The sequence below is a fragment of the Dehalococcoidia bacterium genome, assembly GCA_030018455.1.
Classification (GTDB): Bacteria; Chloroflexota; Dehalococcoidia; order DSTF01; family JALHUB01; genus JASEFU01.
In genome coordinates this window covers 72819-95952 of sequence record JASEFU010000006.1, presented here as the reverse complement: position 1 = coordinate 95952, position 23134 = coordinate 72819, and the positions used below count along the sequence as shown (strand labels likewise).

Below are 23134 nucleotides of genomic sequence, written 5' to 3'. Positions count from 1 at the left end.
CATGAAAGAACCCTCTGTGAATGTGAAGCGCAGGAAACCGCAAGTTGGCCGGAGCGCGGCAAAGGCCCGGCCCGCCGTCCATCGTGATGAACGCGTCGACCCGCTGATCGCGCAATACGCCGCCGCCTTCGAGAGCTTGAGGATCGGCGTGGCCATCTACCAGCTCGAGGACTTCGACGATCCCGAAAGCCTCACGCTCGTCGCCCTGAACGGCGCGGGAGCGGAGACGCTGAAGGTGGAACCGAGGGAGGCGCTCGGCAAGCGGATCAGCGAAACGCCGCTGGGCATCATCGGCAGCGAACGCCTCGATATCTATGCGAACGTGGTGCGGGAACAGAAGGCGGCTGAGATCGGCGACGTCTACTACTTCGATGAGAAGGTGGCCCAGGGCGTCTTCAACCTGAACGCCCTCCCCTTGCCGGACAACTGCGTCGGCATCCTCTTCACCGATGTCACGGAGCAGTGGTCGGCTGAGGCAAAGCGCGACGAAGTGCTGGAGCAGCTCGAAAAAGAACGCGCTTACGTAGGGCAGCTTGCCGCTGCCCTGAAGAGCGAGCGGGACATTCTCAATGTCATCATGGAGAACACGGCCGCCCACCTCGCCTACCTCGACGCGGATTTCAATTTCGTCAGGGTAAACTCGACCTACGCCAGCGGCTCACGCTACTCGGTGGAGGAGCTTATAGGCAAGAACCACTTCGACCTCTTCCCGAACGCCGAGAATGAGGAGATATTCAGGCGCGTCCGTGACACCGGCGAACCCGTCCAGTTCATCGCCAAGCCGTTTGTCTTCGAGGACCAGCCCGAGCGCGGCGTCACCTACTGGGACTGGACGCTGGCGCCGGTAAAGGACTCTTCGGGGAAGGTCGTGGGGCTCGTCCTGTCGCTTGTCGACGTGACGGAGCGAATACGGCGCGAGCAGGAAATGGACAGAGCTTTCGTGGAGCTGCAGCGGCGGCAGGCTGAGGTCGCCGCGCTGCTGGAGGCGTCTCGCGCCGTCCTGCGGTACAGCACCTTCGAGGAAGCCGCCGGCGCTATCTTCGAGCAGTGCAGGCAATTGATCGGCGCCACCGCCGGCTACATTGCCCTGGTAACGCCTGACGGCAAAGAAAACGAGATCTCTTACCTCGAGCCCGGCGGCCTTGCCTGCACCGTCGACCCCGACGCCCCAATGCCCATTCGCGGCATGCGCGAAGAAGCCCTGAAGCGAGCCGAAGCCTACTACGAGAACGACTTTTCCGCAACTCCCTTCGCTCCCTTGCTCCCCGAAGGGCACGCCTCGCTCGAGAACGTGCTCTTCGCGCCTCTTGTCATCGAAGGAAAGCCGGTAGGCCTTCTGGGCCTCGCCAACAAGGAAGGCGGCTTCACGGACGACGACGCGCGGATGGCAAGCGCGTTCGGTGAACTCGCGGCCATCGCCCTTCAGAACAGCCGCTCGCTCCATGCACTTGCCCTCAGCGAAGAGCGTCACCGCCTCCTGACAGAGCACGCCCGCGACGCCATCTACCGCCTTCGCCTCGGGGACACACCCGCCTACGAATACATGAGCCCGGGCATTACGGGGATAACGGGCTACACTCCCGACGAGTACTACACGAACCCCAACCTGGATTTCGAGATAGTCTACCCGGAGGACAGGGCTGTCCTGGAAGCGCTGCGCAGCTCGCCCGGCTCCTTCGGAGGCCCGACCATCCTCCGCTTCAATCGCAAGGACGGGGTCCTGGTGTGGACGGAGCACCACAACACGGGCGTCTTCGACGAGACCGGGCAACTGATCGCGTTGGAGGGGATAGCCCGCGACATAACGGAGCGTATCCGCTCGATGGAAGACCTGGAGCGGATGCGCAACGAGTTCCTGGCGATGGTCACCCACGAGCTAAAGACACCGCTCGCCGCCATCAAGGGCTCGGCCGCGACGGCGCTGAGCAGCCGCATCAGCCTTGACCCCAGTGAAGTGCAGGACCTCTTCCAGATCATCAATGAGCAGGCCGATCGGCTGCGCGACCTCGCCGATAACTTGCTCGACATGACGCGGATCGAGGCGGGCTCGCTGAGCATAAACCCCGAACCCACCGATCTGCGCACGGTTCTGAATGAGGCGAGGACGATCTTCGTCCGCAGCGGCAGGTCGCAGGACATCAGCATCGACGTGCCTCCTGCGCTGCCGCTGGTGCGCGCCGATAGGCGGCGCATCGTCCAGGTGCTCACGAACATCCTGAATAACGCCGCCAAGTTCTCGCCCCTCACGTCGACGATAACGATGCGCGTCGAGCGCGACAGCGATCATGTCACGATCCACATTACCGATCAGGGACGCGGCATTCCCGAAGAGAAGCTTTCGCAACTCTTCAAGAAGTTCTCTCAACTGCACGAGACTTCGGCGACCCACTCGGGGACGGGGTTAGGCCTGGCAATCTGCAAGGGCATCGTCGAAGCGCACGGCGGCCGCATATGGGCGGATAGCCCTGGCGAGGGAAAGGGGGCCACCTTCAGCTTCACCCTGCCCATAACAATCGAGGCGGAGGCCGCTCCCGCCGCCGCCCGCGGCACTGCCGTCCGCCGCGGCGACCGCACGCGCATACTCGCCGTCGACGACGAGCTCCAGGTGCTGCGCTATCTCCAGCACGCCCTCGAGGGGGCAGGCTATCAGCCGCTGGTGACCGGCGACTCCTCGCAGGTGGTCAAACTCGTGGAAATGGAAGAGCCCGACCTCGTCCTGCTGGACCTTAGGCTCCCCGGGTTGAGCGGGTTTGACCTGCTGCAACGCATCCGCGAGTTCTCCGCCGTGCCCGTAATTTTCCTTACGGCAAGCGATAGCGACGAAGACACCGTGGCGGCGTTGAAGATGGGCGCCGATGACTACGTCACCAAGCCGTTCTCCCCCTCCGAGTTGCTGGCGCGGATCGAGGCCGCCCTACGCCGGCGGGCCATCTCGGAAGCAGTGGAGACGCGGGGACCGTTCGTGCTCAACGACCTCGAGGTCAACTTCGCAGAGCGCCGGGTCCGTCTCAAGGGGAAAGACATCTCCCTCTCCGCGACCGAGTACAAGCTCCTCTACGAGCTGGCCACCCACGCCGGTCAGATCCTGACCTACGACCAGATCCTGCAGCGGGTCTGGGGCGCCGAGTACAGCGGCGAGACCGAGCTTGTGCGGTCGTTCGTGCGGAACCTGCGCCACAAGCTGGGGGACGACGCCAAGAACCCGCGCTACATCCTCACGGAACGCCAGATCGGCTACCGCATGGCGAAGAACTAAGCCGGTTGAGCGGCGCGCGAGGGGGTCCGTCCGGCGAATGGACGGGCCCTTTCTTTCACTTTTTCCGCTCGGAAGCGCCAGGAGGACAGACATCGTTCACATTTCCTTCACGTGCTTTGTCCCCGCCTTCATATTCAAAACACGCGTCATCTCTATCATTACGGATGACTTGTCTGAGGTTCGGCCTCAGCCTTTCCAGTTGAATAGCAGAATGAGCTCTTGCAAAGAGGGCCACCCGTAGGGAAGACGTGGGGAACTCGAAGGCCGGGCGTCAAGCTCGAGGCCGCTGCCGGTTCCAGTATCTCCAGCAGGGTTTCCGCTCTGAGCAGGGCAGGGACAGGGATGACGTGGGGCGGCAGCAGGGAAAGCTGCCTGACAAGGGCAATCAGAGCGGTGTTTGAAAACGAAGTGTTGTGTGAAAGGAGCAACGTTGATGATGTGGTTGAAGGCGTGCCCACGTTGCCGGGGCGATCTCTTCCTCGATTCGGATGCCTACGGACGGTTTGTAAGTTGCATTCAGTGTGGAAACGTTCTGGATAAGGCCCAGGAGCGCGCCTTGTTCAGGGTGACGGCGCAGTTGCCGCGCCGCAAGCGCGCCGCCGTCAGCGTTTTGGAGCCGGTGGAGAGCAGGAGCGCCGCTGCTTAGGCCCTTCAAGAAGGGCGAGCATGGCAAGACCTAATATGAGAGCTGCGCTGGCGCTGAAACCGGGACCGACGGCATCGCCGCGGGACGTATCGTCGCTGTTGGCGAGAGCGACCGACGACGACCTTCTCTACGTCGCCATCGCGCTTGCCAAACAGAAAGCCGTGACCACGGACGAGTTTCTTGCCGCTGTCGGCCTCAACTTCGAGCTCCTCAAGAAGCGAAGCCAGGCGGCGCGGAAGAGACGTCCGCTCCCGCGAATAGTGCCGTTTCCCGGTGGGCGCGGCCTATCGTCGGAAACACAGATTACGCCGCTGTTCCAGTTCGGCTTCTAGCAATGGTGCGACGACTGCCGGGCGGCGGCGCGGAAAGGACCGAAAAGTGGAGACACGTAGACCAGAGTTGATTAAGGGGAACGGCTACGAGAGCCGCGACGGCCCGATGATAGTTGTGAGCAACAGGGCCCCCATCGAATACTACCTTGACGGCGAGGGAAGCCTCCGGCGGCGCCTCACTGCCGGCGGGGTCAGCGCTGCCTTGACCTCAATTTCCAATTACATGCCTGTCACCTGGGTGGCCAGCGCCTCGAGTGCCGCCGACCGACTGGTCGCTGCCGACAACCGGCCCCTCGCGCTGGGCGAGAACGGCTCCCTGCGTCTCGTCGCGGCGCCCGCCGACGCATACGATCTCTTCTACAACAGCTTCTGTAACCCCCTTCTCTGGTTCGTCCAGCACTCTTTGTATCATTCTTTGCCGGGGCGAGAAGCGGTGCAGGAGACCCTGCGCGCGTGGGAACACGGTTACCTGCCGGTGAACCAGGCTATTGCCGAAGCCGTGGCGACGGAGTTGCAGGCATACGGCGGGCGCGGCTGGGTAATGCTGCACGACTACCATCTGTATGCGGCGCCGCTATTCATCCGCAATCTCTGCCCGGAAGCCGTGCTGCAGCATTTCGTGCACGTTCCCTGGCCCTGCCTCGACGCCTGGCAGCACGTTCCGCGCCCGATAGTCGATTCCATTGTCGAGGGCCTGCTGGCGAACGACAGCGTCGTCTTCCAGACCGAAGGCTCGGCGCAGGAGTTCCTGCTGACGTGCTGGGCGCTCTTCCCGCGGGCAAAGGTAGACTTCAACAACGGCTCCGTGGTCTATCGCGGCCACCACACCCGCGTCTGGGCCAACCCCATGTCGGTGGACGTGTTCGAGCTGCGAAGCCGCCTGTCGTCGCCGGAAGCGCGCCCCTACTTCGAACGTCTGGAGCGGGAGGCAGCGGAGCGCACCATCGTCAGGGTCGACCGGCTGGACCCGAGCAAGAACATCCTTGCCGGGCTGCAAGCGTTTGATCTGCTGCTCCGCAATCACCCCGAGTGGTCGGGACGGGTCACTTTCCTGTCGTTTCTCATTCCTTCCCGCACGAAGATCGCCGAATACAAGAAGTACGCCGAAAGGGTGTTCTCGACCGTGCGCGACATCAACGCTCGACACGGACGCGCGGATTGGACGCCGATCAAGGTGTTCTACGAGCATAACCGTTTGCAGTCACTGGTCGCGCTCACGCTCTACGACGTTTTGATAGTGAACTCTGTCGCCGACGGCATGAACCTCGTCTCGAAGGAGGGGCCCGTCCTCAACCGTCGCGATGGGTCCATGCTCCTTTCCGTGACCGCCGGTTCCTACCAGGAGCTGCGGGACGGCGCCCTGGCCGTCTCGCCGGATAACGTCGCCGGGACGGCCGATGCCCTGCACCGGGCGCTGACCATGTCGCCGGAAGAGCGGCACGAGCGTGCCACCCTTCTCCGGCGCGCCGTTCTCCGTCACGACTTCAGCCGGTGGTTGCAGTTACAGATGGAAGACCTGACGGCCATAGAGAGCACAAAGCCCGCCCCAGCAGCCGCTTAGGAGATGAGCAGGAGGCTACGGGAGGAGGAAGATGAGAGCGGCTCTCGATTCACGGTTGACAAGATGTCCACGTTGCGGCGGCAACCTGGGACTGGAATATGACCCGCCCGGCAGGTGGGACGTTGTTTGCCTGCAATGCGGTTTCCGCCGGCCGAGGGTAGCGCGGCGCGGCGCCATGAGGTCCAGGCCGGTCTTCAAGCAGCCACGCGGCAAAGCCGCTTAGGGCCAGGGGACCTGTAGGGACGTCGACGTCGACTGGTCGGGGCATTATTTTTGTCCCGTCCGGCTTGTTAAAATCTCCCTAACGAAACAGGAAAGCAGAAAGGAGGCCGACTTGGCGTACGAGGCGAAGAACTACGAACACCTCATAGGGATGCAGGGGTTCAGCGAAACACTTCTGCGAAACCACTTCTCGCTCTACCAGGCATACGTCACCAACACGAACAAACTGCTCGACCTGACCCGCCAGATGCTGGACGAAGGGAAGGCGGGGACGCCTGAATACTCGGAGCTGAAGCGCCGCATGGGCTTCGAGTGGAACGGCATGCGCCTCCACGAGTACTACTTCGAGAACCTCGGCGGCAAAGGCGACCTGTCGCAGAGGCCGAAGTTCCGCGACAAAGTGGCCGCCGAGTTCGGCAGCTACGAGGCGTGGGAAAAGGACTTCAAAGGCGTGGGAGCCATGCGCGGTATCGGCTGGGCCCTCCTCTGCCTCGACCCACAATCCGGCCGTCTCATCAACGAGTGGATCAATGAGCACCAGAATAATCACCTCGCCGGCTGCAACGTCGTCCTGATTATGGACGTCTTCGAGCACGCCTACATGATTGACTACGGTCTCAAGCGGCCCGACTACATCGAGGCCTTCTTTGCCAACATCAACGGCGACGTCGTGGAAAAACGGCTGGGATAAAAAGAGTATCGCGGGAGGGGTGGGATGAAGGAGTTCCATTGCAGCGACATGGGGCTACAGTGCGAGTGGACCGCGCAGGGGGAGACGGAGTCGGAGATCGTCGAGAAGGCGTTGCAGCACGGCAAAGAGGCCCATGACATCGAGCCGACTCCCGATATCGCCGAAGCGGTCCGTCAGAAGATCCGCAGCGAGGGCCAGGAACCGTAAGGGGTCTCAAAACATGCAGGGAGGCGGATGATGGCTCACACACTCGTCCATTTCGAGATTCCGGCCAATAACCCCGAGAAACTGGTCGATTTCCACGGCGCCCTGCTTGGGTGGAAGTTCGAAAAGATGGCCGGTATGGACTACTGGTCGGTCATGACAGTGGAAGAAGGGGAGCAGGGCGTAAATGGCGGCATGATGCGACGGACGAACCCGCAACAAACGCCGATGAACTACTACGAGGTGGAGTCCATTGATGACTTCTCGTCGAAGGTGGCGTCGATGGGGGGCGCCGTCGTCATGCCCAAGCAGGCTGTTCCCCAGATGGGCTGGTTCGGCGTCTACCTCGACCCCGACGGCAATTCGTTCGGACTCTGGCAGACAGACCCCAGCGCTGCTTAACACATAGGTGCCCTGGGGCATCTTAGACAGACCCGTTGCGGAGAGCAGGGAGGTGCTTGATGGGTACTTTCGTGATGCTTACTTGGCTTTCACCAGAGGCTCTTTCCAACCCTGCGAGCTTCACGGAGCTCAACGCGAAGGTGGAAGAGCACGTCCGTCAGAATCTTCCGGAAGTGAAGTGGGTGGCGAACTACGCGATAATGGGCGCCTGCGACTACCTGGATATCTTCGAAGCGCCGGACGTCGAGACCGCCCAGAAGCTATCAGTGCTGATCCGTTCCTTCGGGCACGCCACAACGCAAACCTGGGTGGCCAACCCCTGGGACCGCTTTGTGCAGATGACGCAGGAGCTGCGCTAGCGCGCGCCGCCGGCGAGGGGCGTATCGACGAAGATGAGGTCGCTGCCCGTGCGCGCATCGACGGAGAGGGCGCCGTCGCCGGTTACCTTGGCGGCGTCTCCCGTCGTGAGCCGGCTGCCGTTCACCGTCGCCGCCCCCTCGATGAGGTAGAAGTAGCCGCCGCGACCGCGCTCGAATGAGTAGTCGAAGCCATTGCCCGGCTCCAGGCGGCAGACCCAGACGGCGACGTCCTGGTGCACCAGAACGCCCTCGCCCTCGGCCTGCTCCGGCCTGACTATGCGCAGAAGCCGGTTCAGCCGGTCCTCAAGCGTGTACTGCTTCTGCTCCACCGAAGGCGCCAGGCCCGCGCGCGAGGGCATTATCCACATCTGGATGAACTGCATCGGTTCCGTCTGGGAATGGTTCCTCTCGGAGTGCCAGGCCCCCGCGCCGAGGGTCATGCGCTGCACGCCGCCCGCTTCCAGTACGCCGTCGTTGCCGAGGCTGTCGGCGTGCTCGAAGGTGCCCGCCACAACGTACGTGATCCCTTCGATGTCACGGTGGGGGTGCATCGGCCAGACGGCGCCGGGCACGAGCGTGTCATGGTTGAAGACGCGCAGCAGCCCGATGCCCATGTTGTCGGGGTCGTAGTACTTGTCGAAGCTGAAGTGCCAGCGGGCCTGGAACCAGCCGCCCTCCGCGGCGAAGATATCGGCGTTCCTGCGGATCACCAGGGGCGCCGGTCCGGCTTTTCCGATGGGATCTGCCCCTCTCATCCCTGACCCTCCTGCCCCACCTCCAGGCGCTCGCGTTCGTCGCCGTCACCAGGGGATCACTGGAAAATTCCGGGGTCCAGACGCGGTAGGACTTGCACGCGATAGTTAGGCTGCGCGACGCTCCGTCCGCCTTCGGGAGCGCTTTCTCTCTCGCCGCACCGCTTTCGCCTTGGCGGCCCTTCGCACAGCCGAACGGGAGACGAAATAACGCTTCTTTCTCGCATCTCTCAGCACCCCCTGGCGCTGGACCGCCTGACGAAAGCGCATGAGGAGATGCTCCTGGGATTCCCCTTCTCTTAGCTCTACTATCAAGTCTCTCCTTTACCACTCACTACCCTGAAAGCCAGGCTCTTCCTCCTGCTACCCTGGTTGGCAAACAGTGAGATGTCCGCCGGCCGCGGCACGGGAGGAAGAACCTAAGTTCAGTCTACCATCGATGAGCGGAGATGGAAAGGGCCGTCAACCGCGACAGAGGTCGCGCCGCTCGCAGTAATCGCACGATGAGCCTTCAGCGGGGGTCAGGACGTCTGTTCCGAGGGCAACGACGAACGCGATCGACTTGAACGGGCGCAGGATATCGGACGGAAGAACTTCGACTCCTATCTCCGCCGCCGGCACCAGCCCGGCGATGACGCGCTGCCCCGACATCGGCCAGTGGCTCGTTCCCGGATTGAGCGGGATGCTTGCTTTTACTCCGCGCTCCCTGGCGAGCCCCTCTATCAGCTCGTAGCCGACGGCGCCCACCTGCGTCACCGCAATCGACCCGATGACGTCGAGGGCGAAGCTTGCGGGAAAATCGTTTGCCCTCCCGTACTCGGCCACCCGCTCCTCCAGGCGCGGCCCGATTGTGAAGATCATGGGAACGACCTCGGGCGCGCTGCCGAAGAGCGAGGCGACCACGGCGCTCTCCAGCGCGGCGCCGCCGTCAACGATGAGCCGCGACTCCTCGACGCCGACGACAGGATGCACGGCGTAGGCGATAGCGGGCGAGATTAGCTCTTCCGCTTCCCGCATCGCCTCGTCCACGATGCGCTGCCACGCGCCCGCGCCCAGCCGCTCCAGCGCCGGCCCGGCGTCGAGCTTCATCGGGAAGTCTGTAAGCACAGGCATTTGCCCTTACCTCTCCTGCAATTCTAGAATGGAGCGGCGACGGACAGCAACGACGGAACCTAGGAAGCGGTAGGGCATGAGGACCACGCATCGGATTGAGCCCCGCAGCAAGAAACGCCCCGATTTCGACAACCTGAGACGCGCGCTCCTGCGTCAGGGCCCGCCAGGGCCGATACCGTTCATCGAGCTCTTCGCCGACCCAGGGGTCATCCAGGCCGTACTCGGCGAGAAGATGAGCTGGAACGCCCTCTATATCGCCAGAGGCGAGTCGCGGCCGGGCGAAGAGGCCCGCGAGCAGGAGGCGATGAGAGCGGTCGACCTCGTTGTCCGCTTCTGTGAGGAGGTCGGCTTCGACTTCGCCTTCACATGGACGGGGCTGAGCTTCCCCCGCGCAAACTTCCGCGTCGGCGACGATACCGCCGAAATCGAGAACTGGCTGGGCGGGAAGCGGTTCTGGCAGGACGAAAGCAAGGGTCCCATCCAGAACTGGGACGACTTCGAAGCGTACCCCTGGCCAAAGATCGACCAGATAGACTACCGCGCCATCGAGCACCTGAACGGGCGCATGCCGGAGGGGATGAAGATAAGCGTCAACCTCGGCGGCATATTCGAGAACAGCTCCTGGCTCATGGGCCTCGAATCGTTCTCCTACGCCCTCGCCGACCAGCCCGACCTCGTCGCCGCCATCTGCGAGCGCGTGGGCGAGGCGACCATCGCCGCCGCCGCTCACGCCGTCACCTACGATGACGTCGGCATGGTGTTCCTCGGCGACGACCTCGGGTTCGCCACCTCAACGCTTGTCTCGCCCGCCACGCTGCGCAAGTACATCTTCCCCCAGCACCGCCGCCTCGTCGAGACGGTGCACGCCGCCGGCAAACTCATCCTTCTTCACTGCTGCGGCAACCTCGAAACGGTGATGGACGACCTTATCGACATCGGCTTCGATGGAAAGCACTCGTTCGAGGACAAAATCATGCCCGTCGAGGAGGCGTACCGCCGCTACGGCGACCGCATCGCCATCCTCGGCGGAGTGGACATGGACCTGCTGGGCAGGGGCAGCGAAGAGCAGGTGCGGCGGCGCACCCGCCAGATTCTCGAGGTGTGCGCGGCAAAGGGCACGGGCTACTGCCTAGGAACGGGCAACTCGGCTGCCAACTACATCCCGATTCAGAATTACCTGGCGCTCCTCGATGAGGGACGGCGCTGGAACGAGGAGCATTTCGGGGCGTAACGGACGCAAGACGAATACGGGCAGGAGAACGCGATGACGCAGACCGTGAAATCGATAACGCAGGAACCCAAGCACGCCGCGACGATTAAGCGCTGGGAGGCCTTCTGGGCGCTAGAAGACGTGGGGCGCCCGCTCTGGATGATTCCCACCTCACCCGTGCTCACCGTCACCCTCACGGGAGGGGTGCCGCTGCCGAAGCTGTTCCAGGACCGCGATACCCAGCTACAAGCGCAGCTTGCCGTGCTCGGCTGGCGCGAACAACTCGATATCGACGACGATTTCGTCCCCCACATCCAGGCGCAGGGCGGAGTCACCGTCTTCGCCTCCGCTTTCGGCTGCGAGGTCGAGTTCTTCGAGCACACGCTTCCCTGGGCCCACCCCGTCATCAAGGCCGACGACCCGCCGGAGAAAGTCTACGAGCTCGAGCCGCCGGACGTGACGAGCGGACAGCTGGGCCAGATGCTCGAGTTCACCGATTACTTCATCGCTCAGACGCAAGGGCGCTACCCGCTCGCCCTCACCGACCTCCAGGGCCCGCTCGACACCGCTTACCTGGTTTGGGAGCCGAGCGCCTTCATGCTCGCCATGTACACCAACCCGAAAGAGGTCCACCACCTGATGCGGATGGTGACCGACCTCATAATCCGCTTCGTCCGCGAACAGCGCTCCCGCTGCCCCGAGTACCTGCCCTGCCACTACCCGCCGCTCTGGCTGCCCGATGGGCACGGCATTGCAATCAGCGACGATGGCCTCGCCGTTATCTCCGCCAAGCTGTACGAGGAGTTCTGCCTCCCCTACGTCAACGAGCTCTCCGATGAGTTCGGCGGGATGATGATCCACTCCTGCGGCAACTTTGTGCACCAGTTCGGCAACCTGGAGAAGGTGCACAACCTGCGGGGCATCAACTTCGGCGCCTCGGAGACGCCGTTCGAGGCGGTGTGGGAGCGTTTTCAGGGCAAGACAGCGATAATCACCCATCTGGGCCTGAACAACAACCCTCATTTTGAATCAAACCGCGAATATCTGCAGCACGTCCTCAGCCGCAAGACGCACAACCGCGGGCTCTGCGTTCTTGTCGTTCCCGGGGAGATGGACGCGAAGATGAACGAGCCGGGCTCAATCGAGCGGTTTGTGCAGCGAGTGAAGGAGACGTTGGCGGAGTACCCCTAGGCGCCTGGCCGGCGAGGGGCAGACTCAGCGGCAGCCTGCGTCCATGAACGCCTCGTAGATGAGACGGTGTCTTTCAGGGGACATCTCGATGTCACGGGGCTGCGGGTACTGGCGGGCCATGAAGCCGCCTCCGAAACGGCCGAACTGCTCCACCATCTTACGCACTTCCGCCCGTATCTCCTCCTCGGTGACCTCCTCCGAAGGCGACCACTGGATGTCCACAGTGTTCCAGAAGCATATCTTGCCCCCGAACTCGCTTGCCAGCTTCTCGATCCCCATCAGGCGCGGCTGATCGAGCTGGAGGACATCGGCGCCGATCTCGATCAGGTCGGGGATGATGTCCCAGATGAAGCCGCAGCTATGGAGAATGTAGTGCATTCCTGCGTTGTGGCACGCCTCAATGATGCGAGCGTAGCGGGGCTTGAACATGTCGCGCCAGAGAGCGGGCCTTATCTGTAGCCCTGTCTGCAGCCCCCAGTCGTCCCAGGTCATGAAGCCGTGAACGCTTCCCGTCTTGCCGTACGTTCGCACAACGTCGACCGTCATATCCGTCAGACGGTCGAGCAGCCGCTCGAAGCGCTCGCGGTCGGCGTACATCCCCACCATCATGTCCTCGAAGCCCATAAGCGACCGCAGTTTCTCGTACGAGTTGATGGGGTCGGCGCCCACCACGTATTTACCGGCCGCATCGCCGGCCCGCGCGATAGCGGTCGCTGCCTCCAGTTGCCCGGGGCTGATGGCCTCGGGGAACTGGTAGGAATCGAGCGCGCTGAGATCGGCCAGCGGACAGACGTCCGCGTGTCCCCATAGCCGGCCCGAGCTGCGCCAGCCCACGCCCCAGCTATCGAAGACCATCTCGCCCTTCGGTACCCGGTACATGTTCAGCTCGCCGGTGGCGGAAACGACGACCGCCAGCTCGACGAAGTCCGATTGCAGCGGCTCGACGAAGCTGTAAGGTATGCGCGGCGGATTGTCGAACTCGATGGCGCGCCGTGCTATCTCGCGGCTTGTGAAGCCTTCAGGCGTCGGCACCGGCGCCAGGTAGGCCTTCAGCGCGTCGACCAGTTTCTCTGCGACCATGTGCTCATTTCCTCGCGAGGTGGCGACTAGCGGCCCGCCGCCATCTGCTTGGCGAAAGGATCGATGACGTCGCGCACTGCCTCTGCCACCAGGTTCGCGCCCAGTATCGTCAGGCTGAGGGCGAGGCCGGGGAAGATGGCCAGCCACGGTGCCTGCTGGAAGTAGTCGCGGGCGTTACCGCTCATGTCGGCGCCCCACGAAGGGTTGGGCGGTGGCACGCCCAGCCCGAGGAAGCTCAGGCTCGCCTCCGCCAGTATCATGCCGCCCAGCGTCAGGCTGGCGAGGATCAGGGCGAGAGGCAGCACCGACGGGAAGAGGTGGACAAAGAGGACGCGCGTGTTCGTCGCGCCGAGAGCGCGGGCGGCTTCGATGTACGGCTGCTCCTTCTCAGAAAAGACGATGGAGCGCACGATGCGCGACATGATGGGCGTCATCACTACGCCCATGATCAGGATCACGTTCTGAATCGATTGCCCGACGGCGGCGACGATGACCAGTAACAGGACGAGTAATGGAAAGGCGAGCACTACCTCCACCAGCCGCTGCAAGAGGTAGTCGATCCAGCCTCCGTAGTAGGCGGAGATAACGCCGAGAAGGCTGCCGCCGATAACGCCGATAGTGACGGCCGCGAATCCGATGCCGAGCGATATCCGCGCCCCGTGCACGACGCGCGACAGCACGTCGCGGCCCAGCCTATCGGTCCCGAAGGGATGATCGAGGCTCGGCCGCTCGAAAGAGGCGGCGTCCTGAGAGTAGGGATCGTGCGGGATGAGCAGCGGCCCCACTGCCGCCGTCAGTCCCAGGAACACAAGGATGCAGATGCCCATCACGCCCATGAAGTGACGCCGCACCCGCACCCCCAACCCCAGCCGTCGCGGCCGCAACGCTGCGGTGGGTTCAAGCGTCAGTTGTGCCTCACGCAACTCTGCCTCCCGTCAAACGCACTCTCGGATCGAGCGAAGCATACGTAAGATCGATGATGAGGAAAAGAACAACGAAGACAAGCGCCGTATACAGCGCCATCACCTGAATGACCGGGTAGTCGCGCATGCTGACGGAGTCGAGCAGCAGCCTGCCCAGGCCGTTGAGGTTGAACACCTGCTCGATTATGACGGTGCCGCCCATGAGCGTCGCCGCCTCGATGCCGAGGATCGTCACAATCGGCAGCATGACGTTCCCCAGCGCATGCCGGCGAAGCACGACCCCCTCGCTCAGCCCCTTCGCCCGCGCCGTGCGCATGAAGTCCTGCCCCAGCACGCCCAGGATAGAGCCGCGAACGATGCGGGCGAGGCCGCAAGCGGAGGCAAAGCCCAGCACAAGCGCCGGCGGGCCGTACTGCCGGAGATTGTCCACCGGGTTCTCGAAGAACGAGACGTGGCCGAAGGGCGGCGCATAGGAAAACAGCAGTGACGGTATCAGTATGACGAGGGTGGCGACCCAGAAAGTGGGGATCGACATGCCGAGAATGTTCACGCTTCGGAGGAGGTGATCGAGCAAGCGCCGGTGGTTAGCGGCCGCGAGCATCCCCATGCCCACGCCAAGGACCGCCGTCACGATTATCGTCATGATCAGGAGCTGTCCCGTTATCGGCAGCCGCGACATGATCTCGTCACCCACGGCGCGGTCCCTGAGGAAGGAACGCCCCAGGTCCCCTTGCGCCAGGTCCGCTATCCATTCCCCGTACTGGCCGAAGGGAGGCCGCAGCTCGAAGACCGGCTTGTCGAGCCCGTACTCGTGCTCCAGCTCTGCGATCTGCTCCTGCGTGGCGTTCGGCCCCAGCATGAGCTGGGCGATGTTGCCGGGCATGAGCCGTGTCAGCGCGAACACGGCGATGGACACGCCGAGCAGTATCGGCGGTAGAGCGGCGAGACGGCGGATTATGTACCCCAGCAACTCTCTTTCACTCCAATCGACAAATCAGTCTACTGCGAAGCGCGCGGCAGCCCTGGCCGCCGCCTTCACGTTTTCCGGCGGCGTTCCGAATGGGACGGCGTCGCCGCTGCCGAGAATGAAGCCGCGCCTGGCGTCGCCCATCCGCTCCAGCATGTCCTCCACGTACGCCTCCATCTGCTCGGGCGTGCCGCGGGCGAACAACGTCGGGTCAATGCCCCCCATCATCACGAAGCGCCTCCCCCATGTCTTGCGCGCGGCGACGATATCCAAATCGCCCGTCGGCAGGGGGGTGATGTCGGAAATGCCGTCCTGTCGAGCTTCCGCGAAGTCGTCGATGAAGGCGGTGAGCCGCCCGCACCAGTGGGTGAGGAGCTTCTTGCCTGCCTTGTGCAGGATATCGGCGTACTCATTGACGTAGCGGCGGTCGTATTGTCTGTACATGCGTCGCGAGGTGGTGGTGGAGGAGAGGTTCTCATGCGTAAAGCAGATCTCACCCGGCAACTCCGCCATCAGCTTCCAGGCCTCGATCTGCCGGCCGTGAAACGTCTCCAGCATCTCGTTCGTCTCATCAGGGTAGTCGGCGAGCATGTATATGACGCGCTCCAGCCCCATTTCGAAGTTGATCATCTGCTGCAGCGGGGATATCGGTCCCAGGATTGTCACCAGGCCCCTATCGCCGACATACTCTTCCTGCTCCCGGAAGTAGTCCAGCCACACCTCGAAGTCCGTGCGCTCGATCAGGTACTGATACGTCTTGACGTCTTCGACCGTCCGAATGCGGTTCTCTATAACCCAGGGTATGTATGGACTTTCAGGGGTGAAGCGCAGCCTCCAGGTCAGACTGCCCACAGGCGTGCGAACGGTGTGGAGTATGTCGCCGTTGTCGGCGCGGTACTCCTCCTCTATTCCTGAAGGCAGGTTGTGGACGCGGGCGCCGAGCCAGAGAGGGGTGTTGATACGCAGGACGGCGGCGCGGATGAGTATGTGTCCCGCCATCTCATAGTAGAGGTCTGCTACGGGCTTGTCCCGGCCATCCGGCAGCGACGCCTGGAAGTAGCCTTCGAGGAGCGGCGTAAAGGGGACGCTATCGCATGGCTCGTGGCTGAAGGCAGCGATCAGCCGCTCCTGCGGCGTCATAACGGAAGCTCTCGTGACCCTCATTCAGTCCGTCCTTTTGTACCTGGCACCATTCTAGCTTCAAATGCTGCTTTACGTCTAACTCGCGGTAACGGTTATGTCGGCAAGGAGGGGACGGCCGTTCGACTGCGGAGATTGACCCATAAGGGCGTCTGGGATAGGCTTTAGTCCCGACAGGCGGAATGCCGACTCCTGACCACAATGCGCGGGCGGAATTCATCCGGACTTCCCCGTGTTTGTTTTACCTGAAGGCAACGGTTCCGAGCACAGGAGGAGAGTATGCAACTGGACGACCTCAAGCAGCGGTTGATCGAAGGCGACGCCAAGGCGGTAGCGACGCTTACCCAGCAGGCACTCGACGACGGCACCCCCGCCCAGGCGCTCCTGACCGACACGCTGATACCGGGAATGAACGTGGTCGGCGAGCTTTTCGAGAAGAACGAGTACTTCGTGCCCGAGCTGCTGCTGGCAGCCCGAGCGATGTCCGCCGCCGTCGAAATACTTCGGCCCCATCTCGCCGCCAGCGATTTCAAGCCGACAGGAAAGGCCGTCATCGGGACGGTGCAGGGCGACCTGCACGACATCGGCAAGAAACTGGTCATCATCATGCTGGAAGGCAACGGCTATGAGGTCATCGATCTCGGCGTGGACATTCCGCCGGAGCGCTTCGTCGAGGCGGTCCAGGAGTCGGGCTCGCGCCTCGTCGGACTCTCGGCGCTGCTCACAACTACGATGCCCGCGATGGAGAAGACGGTGAAGGCCCTCAAAGATGCCGACCCGTCGGGGAACGTAAAGGTCATCGTGGGCGGCGCGCCCGTCACCCAGGCCTTCGCCGACAGCATCGGCGCCGACGGCTACGGCCGCGACGCCACCGCTGCCGTCACTCTTGCGCGGCAGCTTCTGGGAGATGGCTGATACCCGCAAGGTCGGGCCCGTGCGCGTAACGCTGGAGAACCTTGATCTCCAGATCGAGGCCCCCGCGGGCGTCTCCCTCTTCACCGCGATCCGCAAGGCCGGCCTGCCCCTCAATTCCGAATGCGGCGGGCGCGGCACATGCGGCCAGTGTAAGGTCCGCTTTCTCGAAGGCGCGACGCCCGCCACGGCCGAAGACCAGGCCCTCATCGCCTCGTGGGACGTGGAGAACGGCTGGCGCCTCGCCTGCCAGGCCTATCCTACGACAGATTGCCGCATCCTCATCCCTCAGACGTCCATATACCCCCGCTACCGGAAGATGCGCGTCCTCGCAGAGGCGGTCGGAGAGCGGCCGCCCCCTCGGACGCGACGTCGCGGAGGAGCCGAGGGTTACGGCGTCGCCATCGATGTCGGCACGACCACTGTCGTCTGCTATCTGATGGACCTCCGCGAAGCGCAACAGATCGGCGTCGCCACCTTCACCAATCCACAGCAGGCCTTCGGCCCCGACATCATCGCGCGCATCACCCACGCCCACCGCGGACGGCGAGAACTGCGGGAGCTTCAGCGCCGGCTTGTCGTCGCCATCGATCGGGCGGTCGATCGATTGTGCAGGGAGAAAGGCATAGCCCTCGAATCAATGAGAGCGATAACGGTTGCGGGCAACATGACGATGCTCCATCTCCTGCGCGGCATAGACCCATGGCCGATGGGCGTGGCCCCCTACAAGCCGGTCTTTCGCGAATCGCCCCCTCTCGCCGGCGCGGACCTGGGCTTCCGACGGTTCGCGCACGCCCACATCGATGTACTGCCCGGCGTCGATGGCCACCTCGGCTCCGACGTCGTCGCGGGGGTGGTCGCCCTCGGGCTGCCCCAGCGGCCGGAGGTAACGCTGTTTATGGACCTTGGCACCAACGGCGAGGTGGTCGTCTGCTGCGACAAGACAGTGGCAGGCACGTCCTGCGCCGCCGGGCCGGCCTTCGAAGGCGTGCACATCCGCTGCGGCATGCCGGCGTTTCCCGGCGCAATCGACCGTGTCTCCGAGAAGGACGGCCGTCTGGAATTGCGGACTATCGAGAACGAAACGCCGCAGGGGGTATGCGGCTCGGGCCTGGTCGACGCGGTCGCCCTGTTGCTGCGGCGCGGTCTTCTCCTGCCTTCCGGCCGCCTGCAGGCACGGTCGGAGCTCGGACCGCGCGCGCCCCCTGACCTGCGCCTCCGCCTGGGCGAGGAAGATGATGAGCGACAGTTCCTGCTGTACAAGGACAGCGACCGCGGCGATGTCGTGCTCACGCAGTCGGATATCCGCGAAGTGCAGCTCGCGAAAGCGCCGATCCGCGCGGGGATCGAGATATTGCTGAAAGAGACGAATCTCACGGCGGATGATGTGGAGAACGCCTTCGTGGCGGGCGCATTCGGCAGTTCCATCCGGCCGGAGAGCCTGTTGGCGCTGGGGGTGCTGCCGGAAAGCCTGCGGGGAAGGATTCACGCCGCAGGAAACACCGCCGGGCTGGGCGCTCGGCTGGCGCTGACGTACCCGCGCTACGCCAGAGAGGTACTGAAACTGGCGAGGAATATGCGCTACGTGGAGCTGGTGCTGCGCGACGACTTCCGGGAGCTCTTCGCCCAACACCTCGCTTTCCCTTCCCCCGAGAGCATGGGCGGCTAGAGGTCGTAGTAGCCGCGGGCAGCGTCGAGGCGGGCAAGCTGCGCGCCGGACCTGGGGCTCCAGTTTCCGGGGGTCAGGCCTGTCCGGCCGCCTGCTCTGCCTGCGCCTTCCGCCGCTTGTAGGCGCGGATGTAGCGCATGCAGTACTCGTCGCGGCCCAGCAGCAGGTCGGTCGCAAGGACGACCGCCTGCACCTTCGCCGCGTCGACGATGGGGCATGTCACCCCTTCAGCGATTGCCAGCGTCAGGAAGGCGGAGTTGATCAGTTCACGGTCCGGCAGGCCGAACGAGACGTTGCTCGCGCCGAGCGTCATATTTACGCCCAGCTCGGCCTTGACGCGCCGTATCGTCTCAAGCGTTGTGCGGGGAGCGGCGCTGTCGGTGGCCGCCGTCATCGTCAAGCAGTCGACGATCACGTCTTCTGGTGGGATCCCCATCGATGCAGCGCGCTCGATGATCTTGTGGGCGATAGCGACGCGGCGGTCTGCGTCCGCGGGGATGCCTTCGTCGTCCATCGCCAGGGCAATCACCGCTGCCCCGTACTCTTTCACGAGAGGCAGGACCGCCGTCAAGGAGCGCTCCTCGCCGGTCACCGAGTTGATGATGGGCTTGCCCTTGTAGAGCTTGAGTGCGGCGTCCAGGGCTTGCGGGTCGTCGCTGTCGATGCAGAGCGGGGTCTCCACTGCGTCCATCACGATCTGAAGTGCCCCAGGGAGCAGCTTCACCTGATCGAGCCCCGCGACGCCGACGTTGACGTCGATAATATCGGCGCCCGCCTCCACCTGGGCGATCGCCTCCCGGCGCACGATCTCCATGTCGCCCGCCTGCAGGGCCGCCGCGAGCCGCTTCTTGCCCGTGGGGTTGATGCGCTCGCCGATGAGCGCCGTCGGGCGGTCATCGCCGATCAGCACCTCTTGTGTCGCCGATGTCACTCGCGTCAGCATCGATGGTTCTCCTCAGATCGCTGGAATCGTATCGAAAAAAGCCGGGCCGGGCAGGGCGCCGGAGAAGGCATCGTGTCGTGAGGCCTTCGGTCAGGCGCCCTTCGCGAAGGCGTTCGCTATCGCTTCGATGTGGCGGGGTGTGCTGCCGCAGCACATGCCGATCAGGCGGACGCCTTTGCGCGCGCACCAGAGGGCGTACCCCACAGCTTCCTCCGGCGAGGCATCGTACTCGATGCGTCCCTCTATCATGCGCGGTCTGCCGGCGTTGAGCTTCGCTATCGGGACGCCCTTCGGCGAAGCTGCCAACAGTTGCTCCACCAGTAGCTGATAGCCCTCCAGACCACGGCCGCAGTTGACGCCCACCGCGAGAAGCCCGAGTTCGTTTGCCTTCTCGACCATGGCGGCGGGCGAGACGCCCATCATCGTTCGCAGGCCGGTATCGGGATTGCCCGTGTCGAACGACATGGTGAGCGCGATCGGGAGCTGAGAGACGCTCCTGACGCCTTCCACGGCGGCGACGGCCTCGTCCAGGTCCGTCATCGTCTCGACGTGAAAGAAGTCGACGTCTCCCTCCGCCAAGGCCGCAGCCTGCTCCGCGAAGGCCTGTCTGAGATCCTCGACCGTCACCTCGCCCATGACCAGCATCTTGCCGCTCGGCCCCAACTTGCCGGCGACGGCGACCTCGCTGCCCGCGGCCTCCTTCGCGATCCGCGCCGCGGCCAGGTTGACCTCATGCACCCTATCGGCCAGGCCGTAGTCGGCGAGCCGAAACCTGTTCCCGTTGAACGTGTTGGTCTGGATGACCTGCGAGCCGGCGTCGATGTATTCGCGATGGGCCTTAAGAACGCTCTCAGGCGCAAGGACGTTGAGCCACTCGGTGACATCGGAGGTCTGCTTGCCCGCCTGCGCAAGAGCGGCGGCCATCAGGGTGCCTTTCGCGCCATCGTAGACGGTGGGTCTGTCGAATCGCGGTACGGGCATCTCCCGGCTCGATTCTCGAAGAATACGCCGCTCTCTTCGCCGCCGGCGTGGCCTCCGCGGCCCTTACATCATGTTTATCACAAAGCGAAGGCGCCGTCGAGAAGGGAAACCGGGTCGCCGCTTGCAGATAAGGGCGGCAGCAGGTAGTGTGACATCAGCCAAACATTGACAAGGAGCGATGAATGCTGCACCGAAAGCTGACCCGCAGGCGACTATTGGGATCATCCTTGGCGACGGCCGCCGGACTCACGCTGCTGAGCTGCGGCGGAGATGAAGAAGAGGGCGCGGGCCCAACGCCCGGCATTACGCCCGGCACCACGCCGTCGGGCGAGCCCGTGCGCGGCGGCACCATCCGCCTGTCTTCGGCCGCGCCCATTCTCAGCCTCGAACCGCACGAGACCGCAGGCGTATCCGTTGCCACTTACTTTTACAGCTACGTCGTTCACGTGACCGACTGGCAGGGCAACGTCGGCGATCTGGCGGAGTCGTGGGAGACCCCCAGCGATACCGAGTGGATCTTTCATCTCCGCGGCGACGCCGTCTTTCAGGACATTCCCCCCGCAAACGGGCGGCCGGTGGTGGCAGAGGACATCGTGAAGAGCATCGATCGGTACCGGAGCATGCCCGGCGCCAGCACTTCGTGGGACGAGTGGACGGAACGGTACGAGGCCCCTGATCCGCGCACCTTCAAGGAGGTCACCAAGAAGCCCTACGGCTACTTCCTGATGGACCTCGGCAGCCCGCTTACGGCCATCCTGCCCCTGGAAGCCGTCGAGCAGTTCGGCGACCTCAAGTCGCACGCAATCGGCAGCGGGCCCTACATGCTGAAATCGCACAGCCGCGACCAGGGCATGGAAGTGGTGCGCAACCCCACCTACTACCGGGAGTACCCCTACGTTGACGGGATCAGCATCAAGGTGCTCCCCGACGAAGCGTCAATTCAGGCGGCGTTCCGCGCCGGGTCAATCGACGTGTACACCGCGAGCAACAAGCTTAAGGCCGACGCCGTGAAAGACGTGGGCGGAGCGACGATCCAGAAGTTCCTCGACCGCACGTATTCTGTCCTCGTCCTGAATGGGGTGAAGCTGGAGGCGTTCAAGGACGTGCGAGTACGCGAGGCGGTGGACCTTGCGCTCGATCGCCAGGCGATGATCGACAGGCTCCACTTCGGCGACGCCGAGCTCGCCGGCCCCGTGCCGCCGCTGTGGGACGCTTCGCTGCCGAAGGAAGAGATTGAGGCCGCGTACAAGCGCGACGTGGCCAAGGCGAAGCAGCTGCTCTCCGCCGCCGGAGCGGAAGGGCTGACCTTCTCCCTCTCTTTCGCCAACTACCAGGACAACCCCGACCGCGCCGCCATCATCAAGGCCAACCTCGCTGAGGCGGGGATCGATGTCCAGCTCCAGGCAGGCGAGCTGGGGACGTGGATCAACGATCTCACGGTCGGCAACTTCCAGGCCACTACCTTCTCGCATCTCCGCTACCTGTCTGACTACATTCAGATTCAGTCCCATCACAGCCATGGCTGGGCCCACACGCCGGAAGGGTACCTCGGCGTTGATGACGACGAAGTGGACGCGATGCTCGAGCAGATCAACGGGACGATCGATGACGAAGAGAGGATCAAGCTGGAGCAGGACGCGCAGCGCAAGATTCTCGCGCGGCACGGCCCCACACTGGTGCTTTACGAGCCTTACGGCTACTGGGCCGCCTACGACTTCATCAAGGGCTACACCCCGACGTCATACGGATTCGGCCTCTACAAGTACGACTACTGGATTGACAAGGGATAGGCCCGGTTTCGAAAAGAAAAAGAAAAGAGCCGCTCGAGAGGGCGGCTCTTCTCTTGAAAGGCGCCCGATAGCCCCTCTACTTCTCGTGAAGGGACTTGATCTTCTCCGGGGTGAACTTGCTCACCTCGACGATGCGGGTCCTGTCGAGCACAGACTCCGGGATCATGTCCCGGACCTCCGACTCGCTGCCGGCTTCGACGAGGGCCCAGCCCGTGTGCTCGCCCTTCGCGCAACCCCACTCGAACCTGTCGAGCACCTCCGGTCCGCGCTCCAGCACGTCGTCAAGCGCGCGCAGGCATTCTTGCGGGGTGTGCCTGGACTCAATTATGTACGTCATGGATCTGGCCTCCCTTTTTGATTTCCTCTGCTATGCCGCCCTCATGTTTTCCCATCCGCCGTAGAACGACGCTACTTCCGCCTCATAGGCTGTAGATTCGTAGGCGGTGGAAAAGACGATCTCGCCGTCGTGCCACTCCGGCTCTCCGACGAAAAGCTCCGTCAGTTGCCGGTAGCGCCTGTCCTGCTCCGGGCTGTGCGCGTTCGCCATGTAGCTCTCCCGGTCGCGGAAGATCACCGCCAGGTAGTACTCGTTCGGGTCCCTGTCTGACCGGTAGACGTACTGTCCTGTATAGCCGTCGATGTTGGCGGACTCGAAATTGCGCAGCAGTTCAAATAGCCTTGCCTGTGTTCCCGGCTTCAATTGAAATCGAGCGATTGTTCCGAACATCCCATCCCTCCTTGGCGCATCTCTTACAGACTTACTATCCGCCATCAGGGGCTGCCTGTCAGT

Annotated in this window: 24 protein-coding genes; 13 read left to right on the top strand and 11 right to left on the bottom strand. The window is 63.5% G+C overall.

Features of this window, described 5'->3' with window-relative positions:
• The first annotated feature begins 1 nt into the window (after position 1).
• The 8 genes from QME71_08640 to QME71_08605 all read left to right on the top strand — a co-directional run bounded on the left by QME71_08640 (position 2) and on the right by QME71_08605 (position 7673).
• Positions 2–3256: an ATP-binding protein gene (locus QME71_08640; protein ID MDI6858365.1), complete on the top strand. Its 3255-nt coding sequence runs from the start codon at positions 2–4 to the stop codon at positions 3254–3256.
• Between the two features lie 433 nt (positions 3257–3689).
• A complete protein-coding gene (locus tag QME71_08635; protein MDI6858364.1) occupies positions 3690–3902 on the top strand; it encodes a hypothetical protein in 213 nt (70 codons plus the stop codon).
• 20 nt (positions 3903–3922) lie between these two features.
• A complete protein-coding gene (locus tag QME71_08630) occupies positions 3923–4234 on the top strand; it encodes a hypothetical protein (protein ID MDI6858363.1) in 312 nt (103 codons plus the stop codon).
• 46 nt (positions 4235–4280) lie between these two features.
• Entirely contained in the window at positions 4281–5795 is a 1515-nt protein-coding gene (locus QME71_08625; protein ID MDI6858362.1) for a trehalose-6-phosphate synthase, read from the top strand.
• 334 nt (positions 5796–6129) lie between these two features.
• Positions 6130–6708, top strand: coding sequence for a Fe-Mn family superoxide dismutase (locus QME71_08620; GenBank protein ID MDI6858361.1), 579 nt, complete (start codon positions 6130–6132; stop codon positions 6706–6708).
• Positions 6709–6732: 24 nt separating this feature from the next.
• Positions 6733–6915 (top strand): DUF1059 domain-containing protein, encoded by a 183-nt coding sequence (locus QME71_08615; GenBank protein ID MDI6858360.1) that lies wholly within the window; start codon positions 6733–6735, stop codon positions 6913–6915.
• A 27-nt stretch (positions 6916–6942) separates the two neighbouring features.
• The gene (locus QME71_08610; protein MDI6858359.1) at positions 6943–7314 is read left to right on the top strand and encodes a VOC family protein; all 372 of its coding nucleotides are present in this window, start codon (positions 6943–6945) and stop codon (positions 7312–7314) included.
• 59 nt (positions 7315–7373) lie between these two features.
• On the top strand, positions 7374–7673 hold the full coding sequence (locus QME71_08605) for a GYD domain-containing protein (GenBank protein MDI6858358.1): 300 nt from the start codon (positions 7374–7376) through the stop codon (positions 7671–7673).
• Here QME71_08605 and QME71_08600 read toward each other — a convergent pair.
• From QME71_08600 to QME71_08590, 3 genes are all read right to left on the bottom strand, one after another.
• Positions 7670–8428: a pirin family protein gene (locus QME71_08600; protein MDI6858357.1), complete on the bottom strand. Its 759-nt coding sequence runs from the start codon at positions 8426–8428 to the stop codon at positions 7670–7672. The two genes, QME71_08605 and QME71_08600, sit on opposite strands and share 4 nt — an antisense overlap.
• 105 nt (positions 8429–8533) lie before the next feature.
• Positions 8534–8740, bottom strand: a complete 207-nt coding sequence (gene rpsU, locus QME71_08595) for a 30S ribosomal protein S21 (GenBank protein ID MDI6858356.1) — start codon at positions 8738–8740, stop codon at positions 8534–8536.
• Positions 8741–8887: 147 nt separating this feature from the next.
• Positions 8888–9538, bottom strand: a complete 651-nt coding sequence (locus tag QME71_08590) for a hypothetical protein (GenBank protein ID MDI6858355.1) — start codon at positions 9536–9538, stop codon at positions 8888–8890.
• Positions 9539–9614: 76 nt separating this feature from the next.
• Between QME71_08590 and QME71_08585 the strand changes: the two genes are divergently transcribed.
• Together QME71_08585 and QME71_08580 are read left to right on the top strand one after the other, a co-directional pair.
• On the top strand, positions 9615–10769 hold the full coding sequence (locus QME71_08585; protein MDI6858354.1) for a uroporphyrinogen decarboxylase family protein: 1155 nt from the start codon (positions 9615–9617) through the stop codon (positions 10767–10769).
• A 33-nt stretch (positions 10770–10802) separates the two neighbouring features.
• Positions 10803–11939, top strand: coding sequence for a uroporphyrinogen decarboxylase family protein (locus tag QME71_08580; GenBank protein MDI6858353.1), 1137 nt, complete (start codon positions 10803–10805; stop codon positions 11937–11939).
• Between the two features lie 24 nt (positions 11940–11963).
• Here QME71_08580 and QME71_08575 read toward each other — a convergent pair whose 3' ends face one another.
• Genes QME71_08575 through QME71_08560 form a run of 4 tightly spaced genes read right to left on the bottom strand, consistent with a single transcriptional unit; the run spans position 11964 to position 16073 of the window.
• Complete coding sequence (locus tag QME71_08575; protein MDI6858352.1) at positions 11964–13019, bottom strand: uroporphyrinogen decarboxylase family protein; 1056 nt, start codon at positions 13017–13019, stop codon at positions 11964–11966.
• A gap of 26 nt (positions 13020–13045) precedes the next feature.
• Positions 13046–13942, bottom strand: a complete 897-nt coding sequence (locus tag QME71_08570; protein ID MDI6858351.1) for an ABC transporter permease — start codon at positions 13940–13942, stop codon at positions 13046–13048.
• Entirely contained in the window at positions 13935–14912 is a 978-nt protein-coding gene (locus QME71_08565) for an ABC transporter permease (GenBank protein MDI6858350.1), read from the bottom strand. Before QME71_08565 ends, QME71_08570 begins: the two co-directional genes overlap by 8 nt.
• Positions 14913–14936: 24 nt before the next feature.
• Complete coding sequence (locus QME71_08560) at positions 14937–16073, bottom strand: uroporphyrinogen decarboxylase family protein (GenBank protein MDI6858349.1); 1137 nt, start codon at positions 16071–16073, stop codon at positions 14937–14939.
• Between the two features lie 255 nt (positions 16074–16328).
• Between QME71_08560 and QME71_08555 the strand changes: the two genes are divergently transcribed.
• Both QME71_08555 and QME71_08550 read left to right on the top strand, forming a co-directional pair.
• Positions 16329–16964, top strand: a complete 636-nt coding sequence (locus tag QME71_08555) for a corrinoid protein (protein ID MDI6858348.1) — start codon at positions 16329–16331, stop codon at positions 16962–16964.
• Complete coding sequence (locus QME71_08550) at positions 16957–18630, top strand: ASKHA domain-containing protein (protein ID MDI6858347.1); 1674 nt, start codon at positions 16957–16959, stop codon at positions 18628–18630. Before QME71_08555 ends, QME71_08550 begins: the two co-directional genes overlap by 8 nt.
• Positions 18631–18703: 73 nt before the next feature.
• Here QME71_08550 and QME71_08545 read toward each other — a convergent pair whose 3' ends face one another.
• Both QME71_08545 and QME71_08540 read right to left on the bottom strand, forming a co-directional pair.
• On the bottom strand, positions 18704–19573 hold the full coding sequence (locus QME71_08545) for a dihydropteroate synthase (GenBank protein MDI6858346.1): 870 nt from the start codon (positions 19571–19573) through the stop codon (positions 18704–18706).
• 90 nt (positions 19574–19663) lie between these two features.
• Positions 19664–20554 carry a homocysteine S-methyltransferase family protein gene (locus QME71_08540; GenBank protein MDI6858345.1) on the bottom strand — a complete coding sequence of 297 codons (891 nt, stop codon included), beginning with the start codon at positions 20552–20554 and terminating at the stop codon, positions 19664–19666.
• Between the two features lie 182 nt (positions 20555–20736).
• Between QME71_08540 and QME71_08535 the strand changes: the two genes are divergently transcribed.
• Positions 20737–22344, top strand: coding sequence for an ABC transporter substrate-binding protein (locus tag QME71_08535; GenBank protein ID MDI6858344.1), 1608 nt, complete (start codon positions 20737–20739; stop codon positions 22342–22344).
• A 76-nt stretch (positions 22345–22420) separates the two neighbouring features.
• Here the strand turns inward: QME71_08535 and QME71_08530 are convergent, their stop codons facing one another.
• Together QME71_08530 and QME71_08525 are read right to left on the bottom strand one after the other, a co-directional pair.
• Entirely contained in the window at positions 22421–22681 is a 261-nt protein-coding gene (locus QME71_08530; GenBank protein MDI6858343.1) for a hypothetical protein, read from the bottom strand.
• Positions 22682–22711: 30 nt separating this feature from the next.
• On the bottom strand, positions 22712–23071 hold the full coding sequence (locus QME71_08525) for an antibiotic biosynthesis monooxygenase (GenBank protein MDI6858342.1): 360 nt from the start codon (positions 23069–23071) through the stop codon (positions 22712–22714).
• Between the last annotated feature and the right edge of the window lie 63 nt (positions 23072–23134).

Excerpts from the sequence above, each read along its gene's own strand:
- QME71_08550 (MDI6858347.1), top strand. The coding sequence starts at position 16,957 with ATGGCTGATACCCGCAAGGTCGGGCCCGTGCGCGTAACGCTGGAGAAC.
- QME71_08600 (MDI6858357.1), bottom strand. The coding sequence starts at position 8,428 with ATGAGAGGGGCAGATCCCATCGGAAAAGCCGGACCGGCGCCCCTGGTG.
- QME71_08640 (MDI6858365.1), top strand. The coding sequence starts at position 2 with ATGAAAGAACCCTCTGTGAATGTGAAGCGCAGGAAACCGCAAGTTGGC.
- QME71_08585 (MDI6858354.1), top strand. The coding sequence starts at position 9,615 with ATGAGGACCACGCATCGGATTGAGCCCCGCAGCAAGAAACGCCCCGAT.
- QME71_08635 (MDI6858364.1), top strand. The coding sequence starts at position 3,690 with ATGATGTGGTTGAAGGCGTGCCCACGTTGCCGGGGCGATCTCTTCCTC.
- QME71_08630 (MDI6858363.1), top strand. The coding sequence starts at position 3,923 with ATGGCAAGACCTAATATGAGAGCTGCGCTGGCGCTGAAACCGGGACCG.
- QME71_08560 (MDI6858349.1), bottom strand. The coding sequence starts at position 16,073 with ATGAGGGTCACGAGAGCTTCCGTTATGACGCCGCAGGAGCGGCTGATC.
- QME71_08605 (MDI6858358.1), top strand. The coding sequence starts at position 7,374 with ATGGGTACTTTCGTGATGCTTACTTGGCTTTCACCAGAGGCTCTTTCC.
- QME71_08530 (MDI6858343.1), bottom strand. The coding sequence starts at position 22,681 with ATGACGTACATAATTGAGTCCAGGCACACCCCGCAAGAATGCCTGCGC.
- QME71_08525 (MDI6858342.1), bottom strand. The coding sequence starts at position 23,071 with ATGTTCGGAACAATCGCTCGATTTCAATTGAAGCCGGGAACACAGGCA.
- QME71_08610 (MDI6858359.1), top strand. The coding sequence starts at position 6,943 with ATGATGGCTCACACACTCGTCCATTTCGAGATTCCGGCCAATAACCCC.
- QME71_08615 (MDI6858360.1), top strand. The coding sequence starts at position 6,733 with ATGAAGGAGTTCCATTGCAGCGACATGGGGCTACAGTGCGAGTGGACC.
- QME71_08580 (MDI6858353.1), top strand. The coding sequence starts at position 10,803 with ATGACGCAGACCGTGAAATCGATAACGCAGGAACCCAAGCACGCCGCG.
- QME71_08575 (MDI6858352.1), bottom strand. The coding sequence starts at position 13,019 with ATGGTCGCAGAGAAACTGGTCGACGCGCTGAAGGCCTACCTGGCGCCG.
- QME71_08535 (MDI6858344.1), top strand. The coding sequence starts at position 20,737 with ATGCTGCACCGAAAGCTGACCCGCAGGCGACTATTGGGATCATCCTTG.
- QME71_08545 (MDI6858346.1), bottom strand. The coding sequence starts at position 19,573 with ATGCTGACGCGAGTGACATCGGCGACACAAGAGGTGCTGATCGGCGAT.
- QME71_08555 (MDI6858348.1), top strand. The coding sequence starts at position 16,329 with ATGCAACTGGACGACCTCAAGCAGCGGTTGATCGAAGGCGACGCCAAG.
- QME71_08540 (MDI6858345.1), bottom strand. The coding sequence starts at position 20,554 with ATGCCCGTACCGCGATTCGACAGACCCACCGTCTACGATGGCGCGAAA.
- QME71_08590 (MDI6858355.1), bottom strand. The coding sequence starts at position 9,538 with ATGCCTGTGCTTACAGACTTCCCGATGAAGCTCGACGCCGGGCCGGCG.